This is a genomic window from Streptomyces odontotermitis (assembly GCF_050510915.1).
GTDB lineage: Bacteria > Actinomycetota > Actinomycetes > Streptomycetales > Streptomycetaceae > Streptomyces.
Map to the genome: position 1 here is coordinate 737,720 of NZ_JBNJLS010000001.1, position 25,545 is coordinate 763,264.

Consider the following 25,545-nt stretch of genomic DNA (forward strand, 5'->3'; position numbering starts at 1 on the left):
GCCATGATCCGGTTCGAGGACGTCTCGGTGACGTACGAGGGCGCGCCGGGCCCGACCGTCCAGGGCGTCGAACTCTCGGTGCCCGAGGGCGAGTTGGTCCTGATGGTGGGCCCTTCGGGGGTCGGCAAGTCCACGCTCCTGGGCACGGTGAGCGGCCTCGTCCCGCACTTCACCGGAGGCACCCTGCGCGGCCGCGTGACCGTGGCGGGCCGCGACACCCGCACCCACAAGCCCCGCGAACTCGCCGACGTCGTGGGCACGGTGGGCCAGGACCCGCTCTCCCACTTCGTGACGGACACGGTGGAGGACGAGCTCGCGTACGGCATGGAGTCGCTGGGCCTGGCCCCCGAGGTGATGCGCCGCCGCGTCGAGGAGACCCTCGACCTCCTGGGCCTCGCGGGCCTGCGCGACCGCCCGATCGCCACGCTCTCCGGCGGCCAGCAGCAGCGCGTCGCGATCGGCTCGGTGCTGACCCCGCACCCCCGGGTCCTGGTCCTCGACGAACCCACGTCGGCCCTGGACCCGGCGGCCGCCGAAGAGGTCCTCGCCGTGCTCCAGCGCCTCGTCCACGACCTGGGCACCACGGTCCTGATGGCCGAGCACCGCCTGGAACGCGTCGTCCAGTACGCCGACCAGGTCCTCCTCCTGCCGTCCCCCGCCGCACCCCCCGTCCTCGGCGCCCCCGCCGACCTGATGGCGGTCTCCCCGGTCTACCCCCCGGTCGTCGACCTGGGCCGCCTCGCCGGCTGGTCCCCCCTCCCCCTGACGGTGCGGGACGCGCGGCGGGGGGCGGGGGCACTGCGGGAGAGGCTGGCGGGGGCGGAGCCGGGAGGACGGGGGGCGGAGGAGGCCGCGCCCGAGACGTCCACGGACCCGGGTCCGGCTGACGGCGGCGGATCCGTCAGCCCGGGTCCGGGTCCGAGTCCGAGTCCGGCCGACGGCGGTGCCCTGCCCGCCCATATCCAGTCCCTCGCCCTCCGCCGCGGCCGTGTCGAAGCCCTGCGACGGGTCGACCTCCGTGCCGCGCCCGGCGAGACCATCGCGGTCATGGGCCGCAACGGGGCCGGGAAGTCCACCCTGCTCTCCGCTCTCGTCGGGCTGCTCGCGCCCACGGCGGGCAGCGTCCGGGTCGGCGGCGTCGTCCCGCACCGGACGAGTCCGCGCGAGCTGTTGCGGCACGTCGGCCTCGTACCGCAGGAGCCGCGCGACCTCCTGTACGCGGACACCGTGGGCGCCGAGTGCGCGGCCGCGGACCGGGACGCCGACGCCGCGCCGGGGACCTGTCGCGCCCTGGTCTCCGAGCTGCTCCCGGGCATCCCGGACGACACCCACCCCCGCGACCTCTCCGAGGGCCAGCGCCTCACCCTCGCCCTGGCCATCGTGCTGACGGCCCGCCCCCCGCTGCTCCTCCTCGACGAGCCGACCCGCGGCCTCGACTACGCGGCCAAGGCCCGCCTGGTCACGGCCCTGCGCCGGCTCACCGCCGAGGGACACGCCATCGTCCTGGCCACCCATGACGTGGAACTGGCCGCCGAGCTCGCGCACCGCGTGGTGATCCTCGCGGACGGCGAGGTCGTCGCGGACGGGCCGACGCCGGACATCGTCGTCTCCTCCCCTTCCTTCGCCCCGCAGGTCACCAAGATCCTGGCGCCGCAGCAGTGGCTGACCGTCGCCCAGGTGCGGCGGGCCCTGGGCGGGGTGCCGTCGTGAGCGCGCCCTCGCCTGAGGAGGGGCTTCCCTCCCCTGGGAAGGGAAGCCCCTCCTCCGGGAAGGGAAAGGTGAAGGCCGCGGCGGCCCAGGCCCGGCCCATCCGTCTCGGCAAGCGCTCGGTCACCGCCCTCGCCCTCGTCAGCGCCGTCGGCGTGGTCGCCTTCGGGTGGCCGCTGCTCGCCGGGCCCGACTCGGGCCTGAACGCGCACGCTCAGGACGCGCCCTGGCTGTTCGCCGCGCTGCTCCCCCTTCTTCTCGCCGTCGTCGTGGCGACCATCGCCGACGGCGGGCTCGACGCGAAGGCCATCGCGATGCTGGGCGTGCTCGCCGCGGCGGGGGCGGCGCTGCGGCCGCTGGGCGCGGGCACCGCGGGGATCGAGCCCATGTTCTTCCTGATGGTGCTGAGCGGCCGCGTGCTCGGCCCCGGCTTCGGCTTTGTGCTCGGCGCCCTGTCGATGTTCGCCTCCGCGCTGCTGACGGGGGGCGTCGGGCCGTGGATGCCGTTCCAGATGCTGTCGATGGGGTGGGTGTGCATGGGGGCGGGCCTGCTCCCGGGCCCGGACGTCCTGCGCGGGCGGCGCGAGCTGTGGATGCTCGCCGCGTACGGAGCGGTCTCCTCCGTCCTGTACGGAACGGTGATGAACCTCCAGGGCTGGCCCTACCTCGGCGGCCTGGCCACCGGCGTCTCCTTCGTTCCCGGCGACCCGCTCACCGACAACCTGGGCCGTTTCATCGCGTACTGCCTGGCCACCTCCCTCGGCTGGGACCTGCCGCGCGCGATCGTCACGATCCTGCTCAGCCTCGCCCTCGGCCCCGCCGTCCTGAAGGCGCTGCGCCGGGCGACCCGGCGCGCGGCCTTCGAGGCGCCCGTCACATTCGAGCCCCCGAAGCCGTGAGGGGCGACCACCCCTCCGTGACGAAAGGGGTCCCGCCTCCGTGAGGCGGCCCACAGGACCTTGGTCCTCTACTAAGCACGCACGTAGCGGACTCTCCTTGATACGTACGCGTCAAAACCCGCTCTGACCTGCGCATTGAGAGCCTCGTCACATGAGGGACATTCCGCGTGAGTGCGACTCCCACTAGTAAAAGGGGTCATTGCGGCGAGGTAACAGCCCTGCTTCTCTGGATGAGTCGCACGGCGCCGACCAGCCCACCCGGGCCCTGGGCCCTGGTCGACACACTCCCGTCTGCTTCGCGGTGTCTGGCACGCACGCTCGCGGCGTTGCGGAAATGTCCTGGTAGCTCCGCTACAAGGACGTTCCCGCGCCTTGCGATCGCACGCACCAGACACCGCGAAGCCCGCCCTCCGGGCGGACGACGGGAGTGTGTCGACCAGGCCCCGGCGCCGCCGCATGCCCCCCACGCCCCCCGTGTTCCCCGGCGTGCCCGCGACCGCCCTGTCCCCGACCGGAAGGTCCCCTGTGTCCGCCTCGCTCCTCCGCCGCATCGCTTCCCCGAAGAAGGCCCTCACCGGTGCCGCCGTGGCCATCGCCACCACCGGTATGGTCCTCGCCGCGGCCCCCGCTCAGGCAGCCACTCCCACCGTCGCCAAGGCCGCCCCGGCCGCGGCTCCGGCCGCCGCCCCCGCCTCGGCGCAGGCGATCGCGCAGCAGATGATCCCGGACCCGGCCCAGTACGCGGCCTTCTCCAAGATCGTCTCCCACGAGAGCGGCTGGAACGTCCACGCCTCGAACGCCTCCTCCGGCGCCTACGGCCTGGTCCAGGCCCTGCCCGGTTCGAAGATGGCCTCGCACGGCGCCGACTGGCAGAGCAACCCGAAGACCCAGATCGCCTGGGGCCTCGACTACATGAACTCCCGCTACGGCAGCCCGGTCGGCGCGTGGAACTTCTGGCAGTCCCACGGCTGGTACTGAGCCGAACCACTGACTGACTGACGCACGGCGGCACCCCTCACACGAGAGGTGCCGCCTTCGTCGTGCGTACGGCAGGTCAGCGCACCGCCGCGAACCACCGCGCGATCTTGGGCGCGGCCACCTGCACGGACCCGAAGTGGTCCACGTCCCCCTGGTTCATGACGGGCGCCCGCACCCCGTTCTTCCCCAGGTCCGCGGCGCAGCTGCGCGCGTTCCCGATGGGCACGTCGGTGTCGGCCGCCCCCGCGTACAGCCGCACCGGCGCCCCGGGCTTCCAGTCACAGACGCCGTCGTTCGCGTCGAGCGCCTCCTTCAGCCCGCCCTCCGGGTGCTTCATCCGCTCGTAGAAGGCGGGCGTGAGGAGCTGCTTCACGTTCTTCGGGAGCACCTTGAAGACGTCCTCCTCGCCGTGCCGCCCGTCGTACAGCGCCTCGACCCGGTCCGCGTACGGGGCGCGGAAGACCTCCGCCGGGTCCTTGTAGAGGGGGTGCAGCCGGTTCTGGGCTACGAGGAAGTACGAGAAGTAGAGCACTCCGCTGGTGTCGTTGATCCGCCCGTCGTAGAGCGCGGGGATCTCCTGCCCGGCGAGGTCATAGGGCCCGCTGACGGGTGCGAGGGCCCGCACGCGATAGCCGTGCCCGCCCCGCTGGGCCAGCTCCCTGCCCAGGGCCATCGCGACCTGCCCGCCCTGCGAGAACCCGGTCAGGTACAGGTCCCCGGTGAGCGGCCTGCCCTTCGCCCCTGCCGCCGTACGGGCGGCGCGCAGCATGTCGACGGAGGCGGTCACGGCGGAGGCCGTGTCCATGTACGGGTGCAGGCCCGGCCCCTTGCCGAGCCCCAGGTAGTCGGGGGCGGCGACGGCCTTGCCCGCGGCGGCGTGCAGGAAGGGGCTGAGGCGGCCGAAGTCCTCGGCCGTGGAGGGCGCGTAGTCGCGGTGGACCATGGTCCCGTGCGTGTCCGAGACGAGCCCGAGCCGGTGCGGGCCGCCCTTCGGGAGCGCCAACAGGCCGGTGGCGGTGGTGGGTCGGCCGTGCGTGTCGACGGTGCGGTAGGTGAGGCGGTAGGCCCGCACCCCGTACCGGACGGTGTCCGTGCCGATGTCGCCCTTCTTGAGGAAGGCGGCGACCTGGGTGCGGGTGAGGTCGGCGACGGGGGTGACGGCGAGGAGGGTGCCGCGCGCACCGCTCTCGTGGACCGCCCCTCGGGGGGCGGTCCCGTCCCTGTCGCCCGCGACGGCGGTCGCGGGGGCGGCGGCGAGAGCGGTGAGGAGGGTGAGGGCAACGGCGGTGCGGCGCTTGGTGGTTGTCGTCATGCGGAAAACGCTAGAAAGGGAGCGCCCCCTTCAGTATCCGCCCACCACCCGAACCCAGGGTGTACTTCTCCCCACCCCCGCCCCTGGACGGGGGTGGGGACAGCCCGTCCGGCGATTGAGGACAAGCCCTTCAGGCGATACAGGCCCACCCAAGGCGACGGAGTCGCGGATTCGGGAAGGGGCGGGATCGGGGAAGGAACCGCCGGAGGCAAGCCCCAGCCCCCCCACCTACAGCCGCTGAATGATCGTCCCCGTAGCGACAGCGCCCCCCGCACACATCGTGACAAGCGCGAACTCCTTGTCCCGCCGCTCCAGTTCGTGCAGAACCGTCGCGATCAGCCGCGCCCCCGTAGCCCCCACGGGATGCCCCAGAGCGATCGCCCCGCCATTCACGTTCACCTTCTCCAGGTCCTGCTCGAAGACCTGCGCCCAGCTCAGCACCACAGAGGCGAAAGCCTCGTTGATCTCGACCAGGTCGATGTCCTTCAGGGACATCCCCGCCTTGCCGAGCACCGCCCGCGTCGCGTCGATCGGCCCGTCCAGGTGGAAGTGCGGGTCCGCCCCCACCAGCGCCTGCGCCACGATCCGCGCCCGCGGCTTCAGCTTCAACGCGCGCGCCATCCGCTTCGACGCCCACATCAGGGCCGCCGCGCCGTCCGATATCTGCGAGGAGTTGCCCGCCGTGTGCACCGCCGTCGGCATGACCGGCTTGAGCTTGGAGAGCCCCTCCATCGTGGTGTCGCGCAGCCCCTCGTCGCGGTCCACGAGCCGCCACATGCCCTGCCCGGCGGCCTGTTCCTCCTCGGTCGTGGGGACCTGGACCGCGAACGTCTCGCGTTTGAAGCGCTCCTCCGCCCACGCCACGGCGGCCCGCTCCTGTGAGATGAGACCGAGGGAGTCGACGTTCTCGCGGGTCAACCCCCGGTTGCGCGCAATGCGTTCGGCCGCCTCGAACTGGTTCGGCAGGTCCACGTTCCACTCGTCCGGGAAGGGCTTGCCAGGCCCGTGCTTGCTGCCTGATCCCAGCGGTACCCGCGACATCGCCTCGACGCCGCAGCTGATGCCCACGTCGATGACGCCCGCCGCGATCATGTTGGCGACCATGTGGCTGGCCTGCTGGGACGAGCCGCACTGGCAGTCCACGGTCGTCGCCGCCGTCTCGTACGGGAGGCCCATGGTGAGCCAGGCCGTGCGCGCCGGGTTCATGGACTGCTCGCCCGCGTGGGTCACGGTGCCGCCGACGATCTGCTCGACGCAGTCGGCGTGGATGCCGGTCCTGCCGAGGAGTTCGCGGTAGGTCTCGCCCAGCAGATAGGACGGATGGAGATTGGCGAGGGCGCCCCCGCGCTTGCCGATGGGGGTGCGTACGGCTTCGACGATGACAGGTTCCGCGGCCATGACCAGATCCTCTCCATCCACCACCCGCAGAACGCCCCGGCGCGCCCCGCAGAGAACTAGTACGCGTTCTAGTTCTGCCCCGCAGTCTGCTGACCCGCACCCCACCGCCGCAAGGGTCTTGCACTGACCTTCCCCGCGTCCTGCACGAGTGGGGCCTCCCCTGTTCCTTGAGAACTTGGGGAACGACCCTGTCACGAGCCTTGCCACTTGTAGAACCCGTTACTACCTTGCGAGGCATCTCCTGATGGACCGTCAGACATAGACATGGAGCACCGATGCCCTGTCCCGCGCTGCCCGACGGGTTCGACTTCACCGACCCGGACGTACTCCAAGACCGCGTCCCCCTCCCGGAGTTCGCACAGCTGCGGCAGACCGAGCCGGTCCGCTGGATCGAGCAGCCGCACGGCATATCCGGCTTCGACGACGCGGGCTACTGGGCCGTGACCCGGCACGAGGACGTCAAGTACGTGTCCACGCACCCGGAACTCTTCTCCTCGAACACCAACACCGCCGTGATCCGCTTCAACGAGTCGATCCAGCGGGACCAGATCGAGGTCCAGAAGCTGATCATGCTCAACATGGACCCGCCCGAGCACACCCGGGTCCGCCAGATCGTGCAGCGCGGCTTCACCCCGCGCGCCATCCGCTCCCTGGAGGACGCGCTCCGCGACCGCGCCCGCTCCATCGTCGAGAAGGCGCTCGCGGGCGCCGACCCGGACGACGGCAGCTTCGACTTCGTCACCGACGTCGCCGTCGAACTCCCCCTGCAGGCCATCGCCGAGCTCATCGGCATCGAACAGGACGACCGGGCCAAGGTCTTCGACTGGTCCAACAAGATGGTGGCGTACGACGACCCGGAGTACGCCATCACCGAGGAGGTCGGCGCCGAGGCGGCCATGGAGATCATCGGGTACGCGATGAACCTCGCCGCGGCCCGCAAGGAGTGCCCGGCCAAGGACATCGTCAGCCGGCTGGTGGCCGCCGAGGACGAAGGCAGCCTCTCCTCCGACGAGTTCGGCTTCTTCGTGATCCTGCTCGCGGTCGCGGGCAACGAGACCACCCGCAATGCCATCACCCACGGCATGCACGCCTTCCTCACCCACCCCGACCAGTGGGAGCTCTACAAGCGCGAGCGCCCCGAGACGACGGCCGAGGAGATCGTGCGCTGGGCGACCCCGGTGGTCTCCTTCCAGCGCACCGCGACACAGGACACCGAGCTCGGCGGCGCGCAGATCAAGAAGGGCGACCGGGTCGGGATCTTCTACTCCTCGGCCAATAACGACCCCGAAGTCTTCGACGCGCCCGAGAAGTTCGACATCACCCGCGATCCCAACCCGCACCTGGGCTTCGGCGGTGGCGGCCCGCACTTCTGCCTCGGCAAGTCCCTCGCGGTCCTGGAGATCAACCTCATCTTCAACGCGATCGCCGACGCGATGCCCGGCCTGCGCCTCACCGGCGACCCGCGCCGGCTGCGCGCGGCCTGGCTCAACGGCGTCAAGGAGCTTCAGGTCAGCACCCGCTGACCTGCCTCATGGGAGGCAGGGGCGAACACCTCCCACGCCCGGCCCCTGCCTCCCCCTGAGGATCACCGCCGCTCGTTCCCCCGACAGCGGGCCCGATCCGGTCAACTTTCTTTACGGAACCAACGTTTCCGTTGCGTATCGCGTCTGAAGTGGTGAACCTTCCTGTTCCAGGCGTCGAACAGAAATGGTGGCCGTGGCCTCTGCCGAGCTCTCTCTCGTCCCGTCCGGCGGCAGTGCGGCCAGCGGGTGGAAGGAGTCCTTCCGAGGCTTCCGGCGGCGCCACCGCATAGCGCTCATCGCCGTCGGCGCGACACTCCCCCTGTACGTGATCTGGTGGGCCTTCCTCGCCACCGGGGGCGGCGACCTCGCCGCGCAGGAGGCATGGGCCCGGTTCGCGGCCGACCACGGCAAGTCCGCGTACAACCTCTTCTGGTACGGCGGCATGCACACCGCCAACTACTCGCTGATCTCCCCGTATCTGATGGCGGCCGTCGGGGTGCGGACGGTGACCGCCGTGTCCGGGGTCGCGGCCGCCTGGCTGGTGTCCGAGCTCCTCGTCCGTACGGGGATCCGCCGGCCGCTGTGGCCCGCGCTGCTCGCCTCGCTCGCGGTGTGGTGCAACGTGGCGTCGGGGCGCACCACGTTCGCGCTCGGCGTCGCCTTCGGCCTCGCCGCCTGCCTCGCCCTGGTGCGGGAGCGGCGCCTGACGGTCGCGGTGCTGTGCGGGGCCCTGTCGACGATGGCCTCGCCGGTCGCGGGGCTCTTCCTGGTGGTGGCGGGCGCGGGCTACTTCTTCGTACGGGACTGGCCGCGCGCCGCCGCGCTGCTGGCCCCGCCGGTCCTGATCGTGGCGACGACGACGCTGCTGTTCCCGTTCAAGGGCGAGCAGCCGATGCCGTACGACCGGGTCTTCCCGCCGGTGCTCTTCAGCGCGGCGCTGATCCTGGCGGCGCCGCGCGGGTGGCGGGTGCTGCGGTGGGGCGCGGGCGCGTTCGCGGTGGGCACCGTCCTGACGTATCTGATCGCGAGCCCGATCGGGACGAACGTGGAGCGCCTCGCCGAGCTCTTCGCCCCGGCCGCGCTGCTCGCCGCCCTGCTCCACAGGACAGGCCCCAGGGCCCGCCGGATCGTGCTGGTCGTCGCGCTGGTCCTGTCGTCGGCGTGGGTGGTCAAGAAGACCGCCGACGACCTGGTGGAGTACACGGCGGTGCCGAAGTGGGCGGCCGACACCAGCGGCGTGGTGCGGGAGCTGCGGCGGCTCGGCGCCGACCGGGGGCGGGTCGAGGTCGTCCCGGCCCGCGACCACCGCGAGGCCGCGGCCCTCTCCCCGTACGTGAACATGGCGCGCGGCTGGAACCGCCAGCTGGACGTGGAGCGCGGACGCCTCTTCTACGACGGCACGTTCTCGGCCACCACCTACCGGGCCTGGCTGGACCAGTGGGCCGTGGGCTTCGTGGTGCTGCCCCTGGGCAAGCCGGACGGGCCCGCACAGGCCGAGGCGAAGCTGGTGGCGAGCGGCCCCGCGTGGCTGGAGCCGGTGTGGCAGGACGCGCACTGGAAGGTCTTCAAGGTGAAGAACGCGGTGCCGCTGGTCTCCAAGCCCGCGAAGGTGGTCCGCTCCTCGGGCTCGGACGTGGTGCTGCGGGTGCCCCGGCGCGGTCCGGTGACGGTGCGGCTCGTGTACTCGCCGTGGCTCCGGGCGGAAGGCGGCGCGTGCCTGACGCAGCTCGGCGAGTTCACGCGGCTCTGGGTGCCCCGGCCGGGCACCTACAAGATCAGCTCGGGGTACGGTCCTGCGCGGAGCCGTCCTTCGGCCTGCTGACCCCGGCGGATCCGGCCGGATCCGGGGCCGGGGCGGTCGCGGGGCGCTCGGCTCCGGTGGCGAGCTTCGACGGCGTACGGACGCGGGGCCCCGCCAGCAGATGACCGAGGCCGAAGCCCGCGCCGACGACCGCGGCGCCGCCGGCCGCGTCGAGCACCCAGTGGTTGCCCGTCGCGACGATCGCGGAGGCCGTGAAGAGCGGGTGCAGCAGGCCGAGGGCCTTCATCCACCACTTCGTCGCGATGATCGCGATGACCAGGCCGCACCACAGGGACCAGCCGAAGTGCAGCGAGGGCATCGCCGCGTACTGGTTGGTGAGACCGGTGAGCGTGCCGTAGTCCGGCTTCGAGAAGTCCTGCAGGCCGTGCACCGTGTCGATGAAGCCGAGGTCCGGCATCAGGCGCGGCGGGGCCAGCGGGTAGGCCCAGAAGCCGATGAGCGCGAGGACGGTCGCGAAGCCGAGCGCGGTGCGCGCCCAGCGGTACTCGGCGGGGCGGCGGACGTAGAGCACCGCGAGGACGGTCAGCGGCACCACGAAGTGGAACGACGTGTAGTAGAAGTTGAAGAAGCCCTTGAGCCAACCCACCTGGTACACGGCGTGGTTGACCCAGTGTTCGATGTCGATGCGGAGCGCCGACTCGACGGCGTGGACCTGCGCACCGTGGTGCTCGGCGGTGGCGCGGCCCCCGGATACCGTGCCGCCGGTCGCGGCGAGGCGGACCTGCTGGTAGGCGGAGTAGCCGACGCGGATCAGAAGCAGTTCGAGGAGCAGGTTGGGGCGGGCCAAAACGCGGCGCCAGAACGGCAGCAGCGGCACCCGCGACCAGCGCGCCGGCACGGGCTGCGCGTACGGGGCGGGCAGCGGCTCTTGGTAGTGCGGCGAGGTGCGGGACAGGAACGGCACCGCGCAGGCGGCGGCGAGGGCCGCGATCAGCACGATGTTGTCGCTGATCGGCGCCAGGACCGCCAGGTTGGGCAGCAGCATCTTCGGCGGCAGCGTCAGCGCGAGGACGACGAGGACCGGCCACATGTAGCGGTCCGAGCTCCGCCTGCCGACCCGGCCGACCACCGCGAGCAGCACCCACAGGAGCTGGTGCTGCCAGGTCGTCGGGGAGACCGCGACCGCCACACAGCCGGTGACGGCGACGGCGAGCAGCAGCTGGCCGTCCTTCGCGTACGTCACGGCGCGGCGCAGGCCGAGGACGGTGACGGCGGCGCTGAGCGCGAGGAACAGGCCGATCTCCAGCGGCCCTTGGATGCCTGAGCGGAGCAGGACGCCGTGCAGCGACTGGTTGCTGAGGGCGGCCGGGCTGCCGCCGAGGCCGACGCCGGCGAGGTGGTGCCCCCAGTACGTCCACGAGTCGTGCGGCATCGCGGCCCAGGCCAGGGCGGTGGCGGCGGCGAACGTGCCCCCGGACGCCACGGCGGCGCGCCTGCGCCCGGTGCACCAGAGCAGCGGCACGAAGAGCAGCACGGTCGGCTGGAGGGCGGCGCCGACGCCGACGAGGACGCCGCTGGACCGCTCCCCGCGCACGGCGAAGCAGCCGAGCAGCACGAGCAGGACCGGCATGATGCTGGTCTGGCCCAGGAACATCGTGTTGCGCACCGGCAGGGACAGCATCAGCAGGCTGACCGCGATGGGGGCGGCGAGCAGCGAGGTGCGCCGGGACACGGGCTTCGGCAGGGCACGCGCGGAGACCAGGCCGAGCACGACGACGAGGCCGAGCGTCCCGAACGTCCAGGCCCAGCCGAGCGCCTGCTCGGCCGATCTCGCGAGGGGTTTGAGGACGAGTCCGGAGAACGGGGTGCCGGTGAACTTGTCCGCGTCGTAGAGCGAGCCCTTCACATGGAGGACACCCTCCGGACCGACCCACGTCTCCAGATCCGTCAGCCGCTCCCCCTCGGGGGTCCGCAGGACGACGGCCGCCTGCCGTGCCGCGAGGACGGCGGCGATCAGCCAGAGGGCGACGCGCAGCGCCGCGATCCGCGCCCGGTCCGCGCCGGTCGCCGCTGTTCCGAAGGCATTTCCCGGTCCGCTGTGCTCCGCGTTCTCCACGCCTCGTCAGCCTTCCGCCCCCGATCCGCCCGGACGGTCCGGGCGTTTCAGCCCCGCGGGGACGCAGGCGCCCCCTGAAAAGGGACGCACGCAACCCTCATGTCACCTGGCAGTCATTTCGCTTTCTCTCGGCCATTTGTGCGCACAGTTCCACGATCCGGCCGCGACAAAGATCACACAGCGCGCATACCGGCCACACCGCGAGAAGGCGTGTTTGGCCTGTATAGCAACCGTTTCCGCGCATTGCGCGGTTGGCCGAACACCACCCGTAATGGTGCCCCTTGCACCTAAGGTCGCTTGCGGCCGTCTCGTCCCCGACGGCCCCGTCCGTGCCCCCGTCCCCGAAAGCAGGCGAGCGAACTCTTGGCGAGCGCCACCTCCGTCGCCCTCCGCGAGGAGCCCACCGGCCCCCTTGCCCCGGACCGCCAGGACGTCACCGTCTCCGACCCCGTGCTGGTCAAGCGCGCGGTGAAGGCGGCCGCGCTCGGCAACGCGATGGAGTGGTTCGACTTCGGCGTCTACAGCTACATCGCCGTGACGCTCGGCAAGGTCTTCTTCCCCTCGGGCAACGCCACCGCCCAGCTCCTGTCCACCTTCGGCGCCTTCGCCGCGGCCTTCCTGATCCGCCCGCTCGGCGGCATGGTCTTCGGCCCGCTCGGCGACCGCGTGGGCCGCCAGAAGGTCCTGGCGCTGACCATGATCATGATGGCGGCGGGCACCTTCGCGATCGGCCTGATCCCGTCGTACGCGACGATCGGCGTGGGCGCCCCGGTGCTGCTCCTCCTGGCCCGCCTGGTGCAGGGCTTCTCGACGGGCGGCGAGTACGCGGGCGCGGCGACGTTCATCGCCGAGTACGCGCCGGACAAGAAGCGCGGCTTCCTCGGCAGCTGGCTGGAGTTCGGCACGCTCGCGGGCTACATCGGCGGCGCGGGCCTGGTGACCCTGATGACGGCGCTCCTGTCCGCCGACGACCTGGTCTCCTGGGGCTGGCGCATCCCGTTCCTGATCGCGGGCCCGATGGGTCTGATCGGCCTCTATCTGCGCATGAAGCTGGAGGAGACCCCGGCGTTCGCGGCGGAGCTGGAGAAGGCGCACCAGGACGAACAGGCGCGCCCGAAGGTACGGCTGCGCGAGATGGTGACCGGCCAGTGGAAGGCCCTGCTCCTGTGCATGGGCCTGGTCCTGGTCTTCAACGTCACGGACTACATGCTGCTCTCGTACATGCCGAGCTACCTCACGAGCGAGCTCAAGTACGACGAGACGCACGGGCTGCTGGTGGTGCTCGTGGTGATGGCGCTGATGATGTGCGTCCAGCCGTTCGCGGGGGCGCTCACCGACCGGGTGGGGCGCCGCCCCGTCATCGCGGCGGGCTGCGCCGGCTTCCTCTTCCTCTCCGTCCCCGCGCTGCTCCTGATCCGCCAGGGCTCGCTGTGGGCGATCGGCCTCGGCATGGCTGCGCTCGGCCTGCTCCTGGTCTGCTTCACGGCCTCGATGCCGTCGACCCTGCCGGCCCTCTTCCCCACGAAGGTCCGCTACGGCTCGCTCTCGATCGGCTTCAACATCTCGGTGTCGATCTTCGGCGGGACGACTCCGCTGGTGGTGACGGCGCTGATCGGGGCGACGGGGAACATGATGATGCCCGCGTACTACATGATGGCGGCGGCTGTGGTGGGTGGCGTCGCGGTGTGGTTCATGTCGGAGTCGGCGGGCCGGCCACTTCCCGGCTCACCGCCGGCGGTGGAGCGGTAGGGGTTCCCTTTCCCCGACCCCGCCCCCTTCCCGAAACGGCGACTCCGTCGCCCCTGGCGTGCCCTGATCGCGGTCTGCGGCCAGCTCGTCCTCAAGCGCCGGCCCACCCGCCCATAGTGAAGCCCGTCCGGCGATTGAGGACGAGGCGCGTTCAGCGCCGATAGGGGGCGAGGGGCGAAGCCTCAGGAGGGCGCCCCAGGGCGACGGAGTCGCCGTATTCGGGAAGGGGCGGGATCGGGGAAAAGGAAAATCCCGCTACCCCCGCGGCACACTCCCCTGCCACCCCACAAACAACGGCACCCCCACCTCCCCCTCGTCCCCCACCACCACAACAACCCCAAAGGGCCGCTCAAAAGCCACCCGCTCCACCCGCCGGACAGGCGGCGCCGCACCCGGCGCCATGGGAACAGCGGTAACGGCCGCAGCCTCAACCCCCGCCTCCCCCACCCGCACCACAGCCTCCTGCACCACCTCCGACACAGCGAGCCGCTCCGGCGACATCAGGGAGAAGTCCGCCCGAGCCCCCAGCACCGCCCCCGCCCCCAACTCCCCCAGCTGCTCCGTCACATCCACCCGGCGCCGCAGCACGAACCGCGGCAGGGCCAGCGCCACCACATCCGCGTCCAGCGAGGCACACCGCTCGGGCCCGGCGGCCCACCCCAGCGGCAGCACCTCCTCCGCCCCGGCCCCCACCGCCCCCAGCACCAACCGCACCCGCACCGACGAAGCCCCGGCGCACCGCAGCTCGACGACCGTCGCCCGGCCGCCGTCCACCGACCACGCGTCCCCCACCGGCACCGTCCGATGCATCGTCGGCACCCGGTGCCGCACCCCCGCCCCGTCCACGAAGTCCGCGTCCCGCGTCGCCGCGCCCTCGAAGGGGACCTCCCAACGCGCCTTCAGGGCAAGCGCGTTGACCAGCACCAGCAGCATGTCCGGGGTCAGCTCCACCGGGAGCCGGTCGATCAGCCCTCCGGTGGCTTCCCGCACCCACGCGTCCACCTCCTCCTGCCCGCCCGGATCCCCGGGGCCCTCCGGCGCCAGCGGCCCGAAGCCCACGTCCGGGAGCGCCTCCCGATAGGCGCGGTAGACCGGGACCTTGCTCCACACGCGCGTGGCGACCCCCAGCGCGTCCTCCCCCGCGAGTGCCCGGCCCACCTCCGTGACCGCCCTCGCCGCGTCCGGCCCCGCGGCCCCGAGCAGCCGCCGCAGCTCCTCGGCCGTCTCGCCCCGCGCCCCCGCCGCGACCGCCGTCAGCGCGAGCCAGAGCCCGGCGGGCGAACACACGAAGTCACCGCCGCCGCAGCCGTCGCCGGAGCTCTCCTCCCCCTCGCCGCTCCCCGCCGGCTTCGCCCCCGCTTTCCCCTTCGCCTCCGCCGCCACCAGCGGCACCCACCGCTCCGCCAGCCCGCGCATCGCCTCCGCCGCCGTCCCCGACAGCTCCATCTGGCCTGCCCCGTACGCCACTTGGCCCCCCGCTTCCCGTCCGCGCCGTCTCCACGCCGCTCCACTCGCCACCAGCACGCCCAGTATGCGAGGCACCGCTGACAATCCGCCGCGCACCGGCTAGGCTCCTTAGCGAAACTAACTAGGCATGTGAACGGAACGGCGCACCACAGAATCAGCGGGCCACAGCGCCAGCAGGCCACAGCGCCAGCAGGCCGTCAGCAGGCCACAGAGCCGAAGAGGAGCCATGACCGACCAGCAGTCGCAGCAACAGCAGCAGTGGAACGACGTCGACAGCTACTTCACCGACCTCCTCGCCCCCGCCGACGAGGCCCTCGCCGCGGCCCTCGCCGACAGCGACGCGGCCGGGCTGCCGCAGATCGCCGTCGCACCGAACCAGGGCAAGCTGCTCCACCTCCTCGCCCAGATCCAGGGCGCCCGCCGCATCCTGGAGATCGGCACCCTCGGCGGCTACAGCACCATCTGGCTGGCCCGCGCCCTGCCCGCCGACGGCAGCCTCGTCACCCTCGAGTACGCCGCCCGCCACGCCGAGGTGGCCCGCGCCAACCTCGCCCGCGCCGGGGTCGACAAGAGCGTGGAGGTCCGCGTCGGGCCCGCCCTCGACTCGCTGGCCGCGCTCGGCGCCGAGGGCGTCGACCCCTTCGACCTGGTCTTCATCGACGCGGACAAGGCCAACAACCCGCACTACGTGGAGTGGGCGCTCAAGCTCACCCGGCCCGGCAGCCTGATCGTCCTCGACAACGTGGTGCGCGGCGGCGCCGTCGCCGACGCCACCAGCACCGACCCGAGCGTGCGCGGCACCCGCGAGGCGCTCGGTCTCTTCGCCTCCCACCCCCGCCTGGAGGGCACGGCAGTGCAGACGGTCGGCGTGAAGGGCTACGACGGCTTCGCCCTCGCCCGCGTGCTGGACTGAGGAGCGGGGCGGTCCGGGGGCCCGTAAGCCCGTCGGGTCTCTCAACCCTCGTGGTAGAAGCCCACGTTCACGCTGCGCGGTCCCGAGCGGTCCTGGATGACCACCTCGCCCGAGCCGCCCCGGGGCAACGGCGCCGTCCCTCCGTACAGGAGGGGCTGCGCCGCCCCGGCGACGAGCAGGCGGACCTCGGACGCCGGGTCGGGCTGGGAGCCGCGCAGCCAGACGACGGCCCAGGACCCGTCGGTGCCGCAGCGGAACTCCAGGTGGGTGCGGGATATGAACAGCCAGTCGTCGGGGGTCACCAGGCGGCACACACCGCGGTCCCGGCCCACGCGCAGGACCGCGCCCGGCCGGCTCGGCGCCTCGGCCATGAGCATGCCCGCGGTCGCGCCCGCGTCCGCGTCCGCGCCGGACATCGAGGCCATGGTGAGCTCCAGCACGTGCGCTCCTTAGGTCGGCTGGTTCAACACGGCTGAATCTAATGGAGGTTCGGCATCTGCGACGGAAGGTTCTGCGTCTGCGACCATGGATCCATGACGGAGCGCAAGCCACCCGGGGTCGACTTCGAGTCGTGGGTCGACAAGCAGATCCGTGAGGCGGAGCAGCGCGGCGACTTCGCCGCCCTGCCCGGCGCGGGCAAGCCCCTTCCCGGCGGCAACGACACGACGTACGACGAACTGTGGTGGGTCAAGAAGAAGATGGCCCGCGAGGGCCTCTCCCCGCTGACGCCCACCCTCGCCCTGCGCAAGGAGGCCGAGGACGTCCGGGCGGCCGCCGCCGACGCGCCCTCCGAGAGCGCGGCCCGGCGCCTGGTCACGGAGCTGAACGAGAAGATCCGCGAGGCCCTGCGCGTGGCACCGCCGGGCCCGCCGCTCGGCCTGACGCCCTTCGACGTGGAAGAGGTCGCCCGCGACTGGCGGGAGCGCCACCCCGGCCGCTAGCCGGTATCCGGAAGCCGGTAATCCGCGGTAGTCCGCGGTAATTCGCTTGCGGGGCACGGTCGTACGGGTCCGAGAATGACCCGCATGACCCGCATGACCAGCGTTCAGCACCAGCCCGCCGCCGTATGGACCGTGGCTCCGGAACCGTCCGACTCCCCCGTCGCCCTCGCCCTGTGGCGGGCGTACTACACGGAGGTCAGCGACCGCTGGTTCCGGCTCCACGAGGGGCGGGACACCCCGCCCGACGAGCTGGAGCGGGAGGTCGTCGCGGCGGAGGACGGCGCGACGCTGGTGCCGCCCGCCGGGGTGCTGCTGCTCGGCCGGTACGGGGACGAGCCGCTCGGCATGGCCGGGGTGCGCCTGATCGACGCGGAGACCGCCGAGCTGAAGCGCGTCTTCGTACAGAAGGAGGCGCGCGGCACGGGCGGCGGCCCCGTCCTCCTGGCCGCCGCCGAGGACGCGGCACGGGGCCTCGGCGCCCGCCGGATGGTCCTCGACACCCGCAGCGACCTGGCGGAGGCGTGGTCGCTGTACGAGCGGAACGGCTACGTACGGACCGAGCCGCACAACGACGAGGAGTACGCCGAGCGCTGGTACCGCAAGGAGCTCACGGAGTCCTGAGTCTCTCGGTACCTCTTCGGGCGCGGCTCAGGCCGCCAGGCCCCGGGGTGACGGCGGTGAGCCGTCGGGGCGCGGGCGTTCGCTGTCCGAGCCGCACAGCTCGCCGCTGAGCTCCTCGACGAGCTGCATCAGGTCCGTGGGCCGGTCGGGGCCCCACCAGTCGCCGAGCAGCTCCGACAGGGACTCCTCGCGGGCCTTCGCCAGCTCGGCCGCGACGCCCCGGCCCGCCTCCGTCAGGACCAGGTCGAGCCCCTCGCGCACCGCGAGGCGCCGCTCCTCGACCTGCCGGGCCGCCTGGGTGATCACCGAGAGCGGCACCACGCTGCGCTCGGCGAGCACCGCGGGCTCCACCGAGCCGTGCCGGCTGATCCGCAGCAGCAGCCAGCTCGCCGCCGGGTGCAGGTCGTAGCCCGCCCGCTCGGTGATCCGCTCGTAGATCTCGCGGCGCCCCTCCCGCGTGCCGAGCACCGAGAGGGCCCGCGCCACCTCGTCGTACGAGGAGCGCTCCACCGGGTTGCTGGCCAGCGTCTGGGTGGTGTCGGGGGCCGTGACGGAGCCGCGCAGCTTGTCCTCGCGCAGGAACCAGGAGAGGGCGAAGGCGAGCAGGGCGACCGGGGCCGCGTACAGGAAGACGTCCGTGATCGACGAGGCGTAGGCGTGCAGGACGCCGGGGCGCAGCGCCGCCGGGAGCTCCGCGATGCCGCGCGGATCCGCCTTGAGCGAGTCCGGGCTGACACCGGGCGGGAGCTGCTGTCCGGAGAGTGCCGACGTCAGCTTGGTGCTCAGCCGGTTGGCGAAGATCGTGCCGAAGATCGCGACGCCGAAGGAGGCGCCGATGGAGCGGAAGAAGGTCGCGCCGGACGTGGCGACGCCCAGGTCCTCGTAACTGACCGCGTTCTGCACGATGAGCACGAGCACCTGCATGACCAGGCCGAGCCCGAAGCCGAACACGAAGAAGTAGCCGCTCATCTCCGCGGTGCTGCTGTTCTCGTCGAGCTGGTGCAGCAGAAGCAGCCCGAGCGTGGTGACCGCCGTACCGGCGATCGGGAAGACCTTCCAGCGGCCGGTGCGGCTGACGATCTGCCCCGACGCGGTCGTCGAGATGAGCATGCCGGCCACCATCGGCAGCATGTGCACACCCGACATCGTCGGCGTCACACCCTGCACCACCTGCAGGAACGTCGGCAGATAGGTCATCGCCCCGAACATCGCGAAGCCCACGACGAAGCTGATGACGGCCGACAGCGTGAAGGTCCTGATCCGGAACAGCTTCAGCGGCAGTACGGGCTCCGCGGCCCGCCGCTCCACGGCCACGAACACCACGGCGAGCACCACGCCCGCCACCGCGAGCCCGATGATCTGCGCCGAGCCCCACGCCCAGGTGGTGCCGCCGAGCGAGGCGACGAGGACCAGACAGGTCGCGACCGAGGCGATGAGGAAGGTGCCCAGGTAGTCGATGGTGTGCCGGGTGTCGCGGCGCGGGATGTGCAGGGTGGTGGCGATGACGGCGAGGGCGATCACGCCGACGGGCAGGTTGATGTAGAAGACCCAGCGCCAGCTCAGATGCTCGGTGAAGACCCCGCCGAGCAGCGGCCCGAGCACACTGGTCGCCCCGAAGACCGCGCCGAACAGCCCCTGGTACTTGCCTCGTTCGCGCGGCGGGACCAGGTCACCGACGATCGCCATGGACAAGACCATGAGCCCGCCGCCGCCGAGCCCCTGCAGCGCCCGGAACCCGATCAGCTGCGGCATGTTCTGCGCCATCCCGCACAGCGCCGAGCCCACCAGGAAGATCACGATCGCGGTCTGGAAGAGCTTCTTGCGCCCGTACTGGTCGCCGAGCTTTCCCCACAGCGGGGTCGCGGCGGTCGAGGCGAGCATGTACGCGGTGACGACCCAGGACAGGTGCTCCAGTCCACCGAGATCGCTGACGATCGTCGGCAGCGCCGTCGACACGATCGTCTGGTCGAGGGCCGCGAGCAGCATCCCGAGGAGCAGCGCCCCGATGGAGACCAGGACGCCGCCCTGGACGTGCTCCGAAGGGGCTCTGCCGTGTGCGCCCCTTCGCGCGCCCGCCGCATCGCCCTGTCGCGCGCCCGCCACGTCGCCCTGTCGCGCGCCCGCCACGTCGTCCCGTCGTGCGCCCGTCACGTCGTCCTGCGTCATCGGCACCTCCTGAGGCTCCCGCCGGGACTCCCGGCCAGGCAGTCCTGGGGACCCTTCTCACACCCCATCCTGGTCCGGTTGTCCTGTTATGGCCTGTTGAATCCTGCGGGAGCCCTGGGAAGGGGCGGCGGGCGTCTGCATAATCGCTGGAGTCTCCGGGGGGAGCGCACGCGCAACGAGGGAGAGGATGCACACAGTGACCGGAGCGAACGTCCGGGACGGCGGGCACGGCGACCGCGGCGGGCCCGTATGCCCCCGCTGCGGCGCGGCACGCGAACTCGGCACGGCACCGGACTGCGGCTGCGCCGAGCGGGCGGGTGAGGCGGCGCGGGACACGCGCTCGGCGGCCGCGGCGGCCGCCGAGGACTTCGATCCGCTGCGGATCCGCCCGTACGTGTCCCTCCCGGAGCCGGGGCCGGAGCTGGGACCGGGCGCGGGCTCGGACTCGGACTCGGACTCGGGGGATCCGGGGGCCTCGACCGTGCGGGTCCCGCCGGTGTCGGCGGGGCTGATGCCTGCGGCTTCGGCTTCGGCTTCGGCTTCGACGGCACTGGAACCGGTGGACCCTGTGGATCCGGTGACGGACCCGGTCCCGGAAGACGGCTTCGCACCCGGCCGCCCACCACGACGGCGTCGCGTCGCGCTGTTCGCCGGGGCCGGAGCGGCGGCCGCGGTGGCAGCCGTCGCGGTCTTCGCCACGGGGCCGTTCTCCTCCGATACGGAGGCGGGGCCGGGCTCGGGCGGAGGGGCCCGCGACGATCGCGCGCTCTCCGACACGGCGACGAGGTCGGGGCCGGGGACCGACTCCGGCCTGTCCCCCGCCCCGACCCCGTCCAAGGCGAAGTCCTCCCCCTCGGCCACGGCCTCGCACCGCGCGAGCGCGTCCCCGTCCCGGTCCGCGTCCAGGGCCCCGCTCACGCCCTCCGCGACCGCGCCTCCGTCGACGGCGCGGGCCACGGGTTCGGTGGAGCCCCCCGCGTCCCGCCGCCCGCCGGAGCCCGCGGGCACGCTCCGCACGGGCGACTCCGGCAAGGACGTACGTGAACTCCAGCAGCGCCTGGGCCAGTTGTACCTGTACATGGGTCCGGCGAACGGGCGCTACGACGCGGAGGTCGCGGATGCGGTGGCCCGCTATCAGTGGGCGCGGGGGATCGACGCGGACGAGAAGGGTGTGTACGGGCCGACCACGCGGCGGAGCCTGGAGTCGGAGACGAAGGACCCGTAGGGCCCGTAGGGCCCGTAGGCCAGTAGGGGCCTGCCGCTCTCAGCCGATGGTGAGCTGAAGCTCGCCGCCGGGGAGGGCCTGGACCTGTACGTGGGTCAGGTCGGGCACCTGCACGGTGGGGTGGTAGGCCGCCGCGCGGGGGCCCACACCGACGACGCGCATCCCTGCCGCGAACCCGGCGGCGATGCCCGCCTCCGAGTCCTCGAAGACGATGCAGTCCTCGGGGGCGACGCCCAGTTCGGCGGCGCCCTTGAGGAAGCCTTCGGGGTCGGGCTTGCTGGCGCCCACGCTCTCGGCGGTGATGCGGATGTCGGGCAGGCCGAGTCCGGCGGCGGCCATGCGGCCGGTGGAGAGCGGGACGTCGGCGGAGGTCACGAGGGCGTGGGCCCGGCCTTCGAGGGAGGCCATGAAGGCGGCGGCGCCGGGGACGGGGACGACGCCGGTCATGTCGGCGGTCTCCTCGGCGAGCATCTGCCGGTTCTCGGCGTAGTTCTCTTCCATGGGGCGGTCCGGGAGCAGCACGACCATGGAGGCGTAGCCCTGTCGGCCGTGGACGACCTTCAGGACCTCGACGGGGTCGAGGTCGTGGCGTGCGGCCCAGCGGTGCCAGCAGCGTTCCACGACGGCGTCGGAGTTGACGAGGGTGCCGTCCATGTCGAGAAGGAGGGCGCGGGCGGTCAGGACAGTGGTGGCCGTCATCGGCGTTCTCCAGAGCGCAGGGGGAGTCAAGGCGGCCCCGCCCGCCGGTCAGGGAGTACGGGCGGAGCCACTTTGTTCCTCCACGATACAAAACGGTTCCGCGTGTTGGCCAACCACCCCCTGCCGCGGGGTGGGGGCGGCCGGTGGGTGGGCGGGTGCTGGTGGGTGGTGGGGCGGGGTGGGGACGCGGCGGTATGTCCGTCCTCGAAACGCCTCGGGCGCCGAACGAGTACACGAGTACTGCCTTGGGCGGGTTGCTGTACTGCGGGCGGACATACCGCCGCGTCCCCACCCCTCCCGCCGTCGCCCGCCTGCAGGCCGTCCCACCTTGCTGGGGGGTGTCTTTCAGCCCGTCCGGCGTTTGAGGACGAGGCCGTTCAGGCCGATGGGGGGTCTGGGGGCGCAGCCCCCAGGGGGTGCCCCAGGGGCGACGGAGTCGCCGTATCGGGAAGGGGCGGGGTTGGGGAAAAAGCCCCCGGCAGGGACCACCCGCACCCCCTTACGCAATCGCCTCCCAGAGGCTCCACACACCCAGCCCCAGCATCAGCAACGCCGCCACCTTCGTGATCAAAGCCAACGGCACCCGCTTCATCAGCGCCTTGCCGCCCACGATCCCGAGCCCCGCCACAGCCCACAGCGCCAGCACGGCCCCCAGCCCCACGGACAGCGGATCGTCGTACCGGGCCGCCAGGTTCGCCGTCATGATCTGCGTCAGATCGCCGAACTCCGCGACCAGGATCAGCATGAACCCCGCCCCGGACACCTTCCAGAAGCTCTGGTCCTTCGGCTCGCGGACCTCCTCCTCGTCCTCGCCGCCCTTGAGCAGCAGCATCGCCGCCCCGCCGAGGAAGAGCACACCGGTGAGGGCGTGCAGCAGCTGCTGCGGGAGGAGGGTCAGGACGCTGCCCGCCGCCACGGCGAGCACAACATGGACCACGAACGCCGCCGCCACCCCCACGAACACGTACGAGGCGCGGTAGCGCGTGCCGAGGACGAGCCCGGCCAGGGCCGTCTTGTCGGGGAGTTCGGCAAGGAAGACGACGCCGAAGACGAGCGCCATCACGCTGATGCTGATCAAGGGTTCCTCAATCGGTCGGGACTGCCCCACCGAGAGTGCGCGCTCCGTCACGTACGACACCTCGGCATGGCAGCGCACGGACGGCGTACACACACGCGTGTACGCCAGGCACTGCTTGCCGAAGGTCTCGCTGGCCGGTCCCCGTGGGACCCGCCTCCGGGCGCCGGCCCAGCCATCCAGTGATGGCCGAGCAGTATGTCGACGGTCCGGCGAAGAGCTACTCCCCTTCTGCGCCATCCATCGTACGTGACTTCCGGACAGCCCCCACCAGGGCCTTTCGCCCCGGGAGGCGAGTGACGCGGGCCACACGCCCCCCTCCATGACACCGGCGCACAAGCACCGAAGACGGCACCGGCCCGCCCCGAAGGTCGCGCCGCCCAGCACCTACAGCAGCGCCGGCGCGCCCCCGAAAGTGACGCCGCGCCAGTCCGTTACGCCAACTCCCCACTCTCTTCCCCGGCATGACACCCCGCCAGACCCCTTGAACTCCCCGCCCCATTGACGCGACCCTGTCACCTGGCGCACACCTGCAGGAAACCCCACAGCGCCACCATGGCCACGCCCCACCGGCCAACGTCCCCCCACATCAAGGGAGTTCACATGTCCCGCGTCTACGCGCGTCGACTCACCGTCTCGGCCTCACTCACCGTTCTCGTCTCCGCCGCCACCCTCCTCGCCGGATCCCCCGCCCAGGCCGCGCCCCCGGACCCGGTCAGCGCCGCCACCGCCCGCACCTACCTCGGGCAGCTCACCGAGAAGGCCGAGGGGTCGTCGGACGGCTACAGCCGCGACAAGTTCCCGCACTGGATCACGCAGTCCGGTGCGTGCAACACCCGCGAGGTCGTCCTCAAGCGCGACGGCACCGACGTCCAGCAGGACGGCAGTTGTGCGGCCGTCTCCGGGAAGTGGCACTCCGCCTACGACGGGGCCGACTGGACCAAGTCCTCCGACCTCGACATCGACCACGTGGTGCCGCTCTCCGAGGCGTGGAAGTCGGGGGCCAGCGCGTGGACGACCGCGCAGCGGCAGGGGTTCGCCAATGACCTCACCCGGCCGCAGCTGATCGCCGTCACCGACAACGTCAACCAGGGGAAGGGCGACCAGGACCCGGCCGAGTGGCTGCCGTCGCTCACCTCGTACCACTGCATGTACGCCCGGATGTGGGTGGACGTGAAGCACCACTACGACCTGACCGTCGACCCGGCCGAGAAGAAGGCCCTCTCCGGCATCCTCGACGGCTGCTGACCTCCGGCCGGGAAGAACCCTCCGATGGGGAGGAACCGGCCCGCCCGCCTTCGTCGTTCCGTACCGTACGGGGCGACGGAGGAGGGTGATCACCGTGGCACGGCTGCGCCTTGGTCCACTGCTGAGGTACGTCGACGGTTCGGCGGCGACCGTCTGGGTCGAGGCCGACCGGCCCTGCACCGCCGAAGTGCGGGGCGGGGGAAGGGTGCTGGGGAGCGCGGCCACCTTTCAGGTTGCCGGGCACCACTATGCGCTCGTGCCGGTGAGCGGGCTGCGGCCGGGGAGCGAGACCGCCTATGAGGTGCGGCTCGGCGAGAGCGTGGTGTGGCCGCTCGCCGATTCGCCCTATCCGGCCAGCGTCATCCGCACCCCGGGCGACGGCGAGCGCGCCCTCCGGGTCACCTTCGGGTCCTGCCGCTGGGCCGCCCCGCCCTCGGGAGAGCACGACCCCGTCGGGCCCGACGCCCTGGACACGCTGGCCGCGCGGCTCGCCGCCGACCCGGGGGCGGAGCGGCCCGATGTGCTCCTGCTGCTCGGTGACCAGGTCTACGCCGATCAGACCTCCAAGGCCACGCGGCGCTGGCTCGCCGCCCGGCGGAGCCTGAACGATCCGCCGGGGGATCAAGTCGCCGACTATGAGGAGTACACCCGGCTCTACTACGAGTCGTGGCTCGATCCCGAGGTCCGGTGGCTGCTCTCCACCGTGCCCAGCTGCATGATCTTCGACGACCACGACGTCATCGACGACTGGAACACCAGCGCCTCCTGGCTCGCCGAGATGCGGGCCACGCCCTGGTGGCGTGAGCGGGTGCTCGGCGGCCTGATGTCGTACTGGGTCCATCAGCACCTGGGGAACCTGCCGCCCGGCGAGCTGGAGGCGGACGAGGTGTACGCCGCCGTGCGGGCCACCCCTGACGGCACGGACGCGCTGCGCGCCTTCGCCGCCAAGGCCGACGCCGAGCCGGGCGCGGTCCGGTGGAGCTACCGGCGGGACTTCGGGCGGGTGCGGCTGCTCATGGTCGACACCCGGGCGGCCCGCGTCCTGGACGAGCGACAGCGCGCGATGGTCGACCCGGAGGAGGCCCGCTGGCTGCGGGAGCAGGCCCTGGACGGGGACGTCGATCACCTCCTGATCGGGTCCTCGCTGCCCTGGCTGCTGCCCCATCTCATCCATGACGCGGAGGGGTGGAACGCCGCGCTGTGCCGGGGTGAGCGCGGTGCGCGCTGGGCCCGGATCGGTGAAGACCTGCGCCGGCGCTCGGACTTGGAGCACTGGGCCGCCTTCCCGGCGTCGTTCGACGCGCTGACGGAGCTGGTCGCCGAGGCGGGCTCGGGGCCGGACGCCCCCGCCACGGTGTGCGTGCTCTCGGGGGACGTGCACCACGCGTATGTCGCCGAACCGGAGTGGACGGCGGGCGCGGGGCCGGACTCACGGGTGCTCCAGCTGACCTGCTCGCCCGTCCACAACTCCATCCACGCCTCGATACGGCTGGGCTTCCGCTTCGGCTGGAGCCGCGCGGGACGTGCGCTGGGGCGGCGCTTCGCCCGCCACGGCCGCACCCCCCGGATCCCCATCAAGTGGCGCAGAACGGGCGGGCCTTGGTTCGGCAACCAGCTCATGACGCTGACGCTGCGCGGGCGTTCGGCGGGGCTGCGCCTGGAGCAGGCGCGCGCGGCGGGGAGCGGGGGCGCACGCCTCGAAGCGGTGGCGGAGAGCACGCTCACCGAGGAGTGACACACGCCACA

Annotated in this window: 20 protein-coding genes; 12 read left to right on the plus strand and 8 right to left on the minus strand. The window is 72.2% G+C overall.

Annotation, left to right across the window (positions count from 1 at the left end; genetic code table 11):
- Positions 1-3: 3 nt before the first annotated feature.
- From ACQB60_RS03430 to ACQB60_RS03440, 3 genes are all read left to right on the plus strand, one after another.
- The gene (locus ACQB60_RS03430; protein WP_496924767.1) at positions 4-1,710 is read left to right on the plus strand and encodes an ABC transporter ATP-binding protein; all 1,707 of its coding nucleotides are present in this window, start codon (positions 4-6) and stop codon (positions 1,708-1,710) included.
- Positions 1,707-2,606, plus strand: coding sequence for an ECF transporter S component (locus ACQB60_RS03435; protein WP_496924282.1), 900 nt, complete (start codon positions 1,707-1,709; stop codon positions 2,604-2,606). The genes ACQB60_RS03430 and ACQB60_RS03435 overlap by 4 nt, the downstream gene beginning before the upstream one ends.
- Before the next feature lie 525 nt (positions 2,607-3,131).
- Positions 3,132-3,584 carry an aggregation-promoting factor C-terminal-like domain-containing protein gene (locus ACQB60_RS03440; RefSeq protein WP_496924283.1) on the plus strand — a complete coding sequence of 151 codons (453 nt, stop codon included), beginning with the start codon at positions 3,132-3,134 and terminating at the stop codon, positions 3,582-3,584.
- A 76-nt stretch (positions 3,585-3,660) separates the two neighbouring features.
- Here ACQB60_RS03440 and ACQB60_RS03445 read toward each other — a convergent pair whose 3' ends face one another.
- Positions 3,661-4,896 (minus strand): alpha/beta hydrolase, encoded by a 1,236-nt coding sequence (locus tag ACQB60_RS03445; protein WP_496924284.1) that lies wholly within the window; start codon positions 4,894-4,896, stop codon positions 3,661-3,663.
- A 228-nt stretch (positions 4,897-5,124) separates the two neighbouring features.
- Complete coding sequence (locus ACQB60_RS03450) at positions 5,125-6,294, minus strand: steroid 3-ketoacyl-CoA thiolase (protein ID WP_496924285.1); 1,170 nt, start codon at positions 6,292-6,294, stop codon at positions 5,125-5,127.
- A gap of 275 nt (positions 6,295-6,569) precedes the next feature.
- Here ACQB60_RS03450 and ACQB60_RS03455 point away from each other — a divergent pair, with 275 nt between their 5' ends.
- Together ACQB60_RS03455 and ACQB60_RS03460 are read left to right on the plus strand one after the other, a co-directional pair.
- Positions 6,570-7,817, plus strand: a complete 1,248-nt coding sequence (locus ACQB60_RS03455) for a cytochrome P450 (RefSeq protein ID WP_496924286.1) — start codon at positions 6,570-6,572, stop codon at positions 7,815-7,817.
- Between the two features lie 184 nt (positions 7,818-8,001).
- Positions 8,002-9,639 (plus strand): hypothetical protein, encoded by a 1,638-nt coding sequence (locus ACQB60_RS03460; protein WP_496924287.1) that lies wholly within the window; start codon positions 8,002-8,004, stop codon positions 9,637-9,639.
- Here ACQB60_RS03460 and ACQB60_RS03465 read toward each other — a convergent pair.
- Positions 9,593-11,695 (minus strand): bifunctional glycosyltransferase 87/phosphatase PAP2 family protein, encoded by a 2,103-nt coding sequence (locus tag ACQB60_RS03465; protein WP_496924288.1) that lies wholly within the window; start codon positions 11,693-11,695, stop codon positions 9,593-9,595. The two genes, ACQB60_RS03460 and ACQB60_RS03465, sit on opposite strands and share 47 nt — an antisense overlap.
- A gap of 363 nt (positions 11,696-12,058) precedes the next feature.
- On the opposite strand from ACQB60_RS03465, the gene proP reads away from it, so the two are divergent.
- On the plus strand, positions 12,059-13,444 hold the full coding sequence (proP, locus tag ACQB60_RS03470; RefSeq protein WP_496924289.1) for a glycine betaine/L-proline transporter ProP: 1,386 nt from the start codon (positions 12,059-12,061) through the stop codon (positions 13,442-13,444).
- 255 nt (positions 13,445-13,699) lie between these two features.
- On the opposite strand, the gene ACQB60_RS03475 is transcribed toward proP, so the two are convergent.
- Positions 13,700-14,890, minus strand: a complete 1,191-nt coding sequence (locus ACQB60_RS03475) for a serpin family protein (protein WP_496924768.1) — start codon at positions 14,888-14,890, stop codon at positions 13,700-13,702.
- A 247-nt stretch (positions 14,891-15,137) separates the two neighbouring features.
- Here ACQB60_RS03475 and ACQB60_RS03480 point away from each other — a divergent pair, with 247 nt between their 5' ends.
- Positions 15,138-15,824 (plus strand): O-methyltransferase, encoded by a 687-nt coding sequence (locus ACQB60_RS03480; protein ID WP_496924290.1) that lies wholly within the window; start codon positions 15,138-15,140, stop codon positions 15,822-15,824.
- A gap of 41 nt (positions 15,825-15,865) precedes the next feature.
- Here ACQB60_RS03480 and ACQB60_RS03485 read toward each other — a convergent pair whose 3' ends face one another.
- Positions 15,866-16,264: an FHA domain-containing protein gene (locus ACQB60_RS03485; protein ID WP_496924291.1), complete on the minus strand. Its 399-nt coding sequence runs from the start codon at positions 16,262-16,264 to the stop codon at positions 15,866-15,868.
- A gap of 93 nt (positions 16,265-16,357) precedes the next feature.
- Here ACQB60_RS03485 and ACQB60_RS03490 point away from each other — a divergent pair, with 93 nt between their 5' ends.
- The gene (locus tag ACQB60_RS03490; protein ID WP_496924292.1) at positions 16,358-16,765 is read left to right on the plus strand and encodes a DnaJ family domain-containing protein; all 408 of its coding nucleotides are present in this window, start codon (positions 16,358-16,360) and stop codon (positions 16,763-16,765) included.
- Between the two features lie 93 nt (positions 16,766-16,858).
- A complete protein-coding gene (locus tag ACQB60_RS03495) occupies positions 16,859-17,386 on the plus strand; it encodes a GNAT family N-acetyltransferase (RefSeq protein ID WP_496924769.1) in 528 nt (175 codons plus the stop codon).
- 27 nt (positions 17,387-17,413) lie between these two features.
- Here the strand turns inward: ACQB60_RS03495 and ACQB60_RS03500 are convergent, their stop codons facing one another.
- Entirely contained in the window at positions 17,414-19,552 is a 2,139-nt protein-coding gene (locus ACQB60_RS03500) for an MFS transporter (protein WP_496924293.1), read from the minus strand.
- A gap of 196 nt (positions 19,553-19,748) precedes the next feature.
- On the opposite strand from ACQB60_RS03500, the gene ACQB60_RS03505 reads away from it, so the two are divergent.
- Positions 19,749-20,777: a peptidoglycan-binding domain-containing protein gene (locus tag ACQB60_RS03505; RefSeq protein WP_496924294.1), complete on the plus strand. Its 1,029-nt coding sequence runs from the start codon at positions 19,749-19,751 to the stop codon at positions 20,775-20,777.
- Positions 20,778-20,816: 39 nt separating this feature from the next.
- On the opposite strand, the gene ACQB60_RS03510 is transcribed toward ACQB60_RS03505, so the two are convergent.
- Together ACQB60_RS03510 and ACQB60_RS03515 are read right to left on the minus strand one after the other, a co-directional pair.
- Positions 20,817-21,476: an HAD-IA family hydrolase gene (locus ACQB60_RS03510; RefSeq protein ID WP_496924295.1), complete on the minus strand. Its 660-nt coding sequence runs from the start codon at positions 21,474-21,476 to the stop codon at positions 20,817-20,819.
- A gap of 499 nt (positions 21,477-21,975) precedes the next feature.
- Entirely contained in the window at positions 21,976-22,554 is a 579-nt protein-coding gene (locus tag ACQB60_RS03515; protein ID WP_496924296.1) for a TMEM165/GDT1 family protein, read from the minus strand.
- Positions 22,555-23,154: 600 nt separating this feature from the next.
- On the opposite strand from ACQB60_RS03515, the gene ACQB60_RS03520 reads away from it, so the two are divergent.
- Together ACQB60_RS03520 and ACQB60_RS03525 are read left to right on the plus strand one after the other, a co-directional pair.
- Positions 23,155-23,799: an HNH endonuclease family protein gene (locus tag ACQB60_RS03520; RefSeq protein ID WP_496924297.1), complete on the plus strand. Its 645-nt coding sequence runs from the start codon at positions 23,155-23,157 to the stop codon at positions 23,797-23,799.
- A 94-nt stretch (positions 23,800-23,893) separates the two neighbouring features.
- Positions 23,894-25,534 carry an alkaline phosphatase D family protein gene (locus tag ACQB60_RS03525; RefSeq protein ID WP_496924298.1) on the plus strand — a complete coding sequence of 547 codons (1,641 nt, stop codon included), beginning with the start codon at positions 23,894-23,896 and terminating at the stop codon, positions 25,532-25,534.
- Positions 25,535-25,545 lie beyond the last annotated feature (11 nt).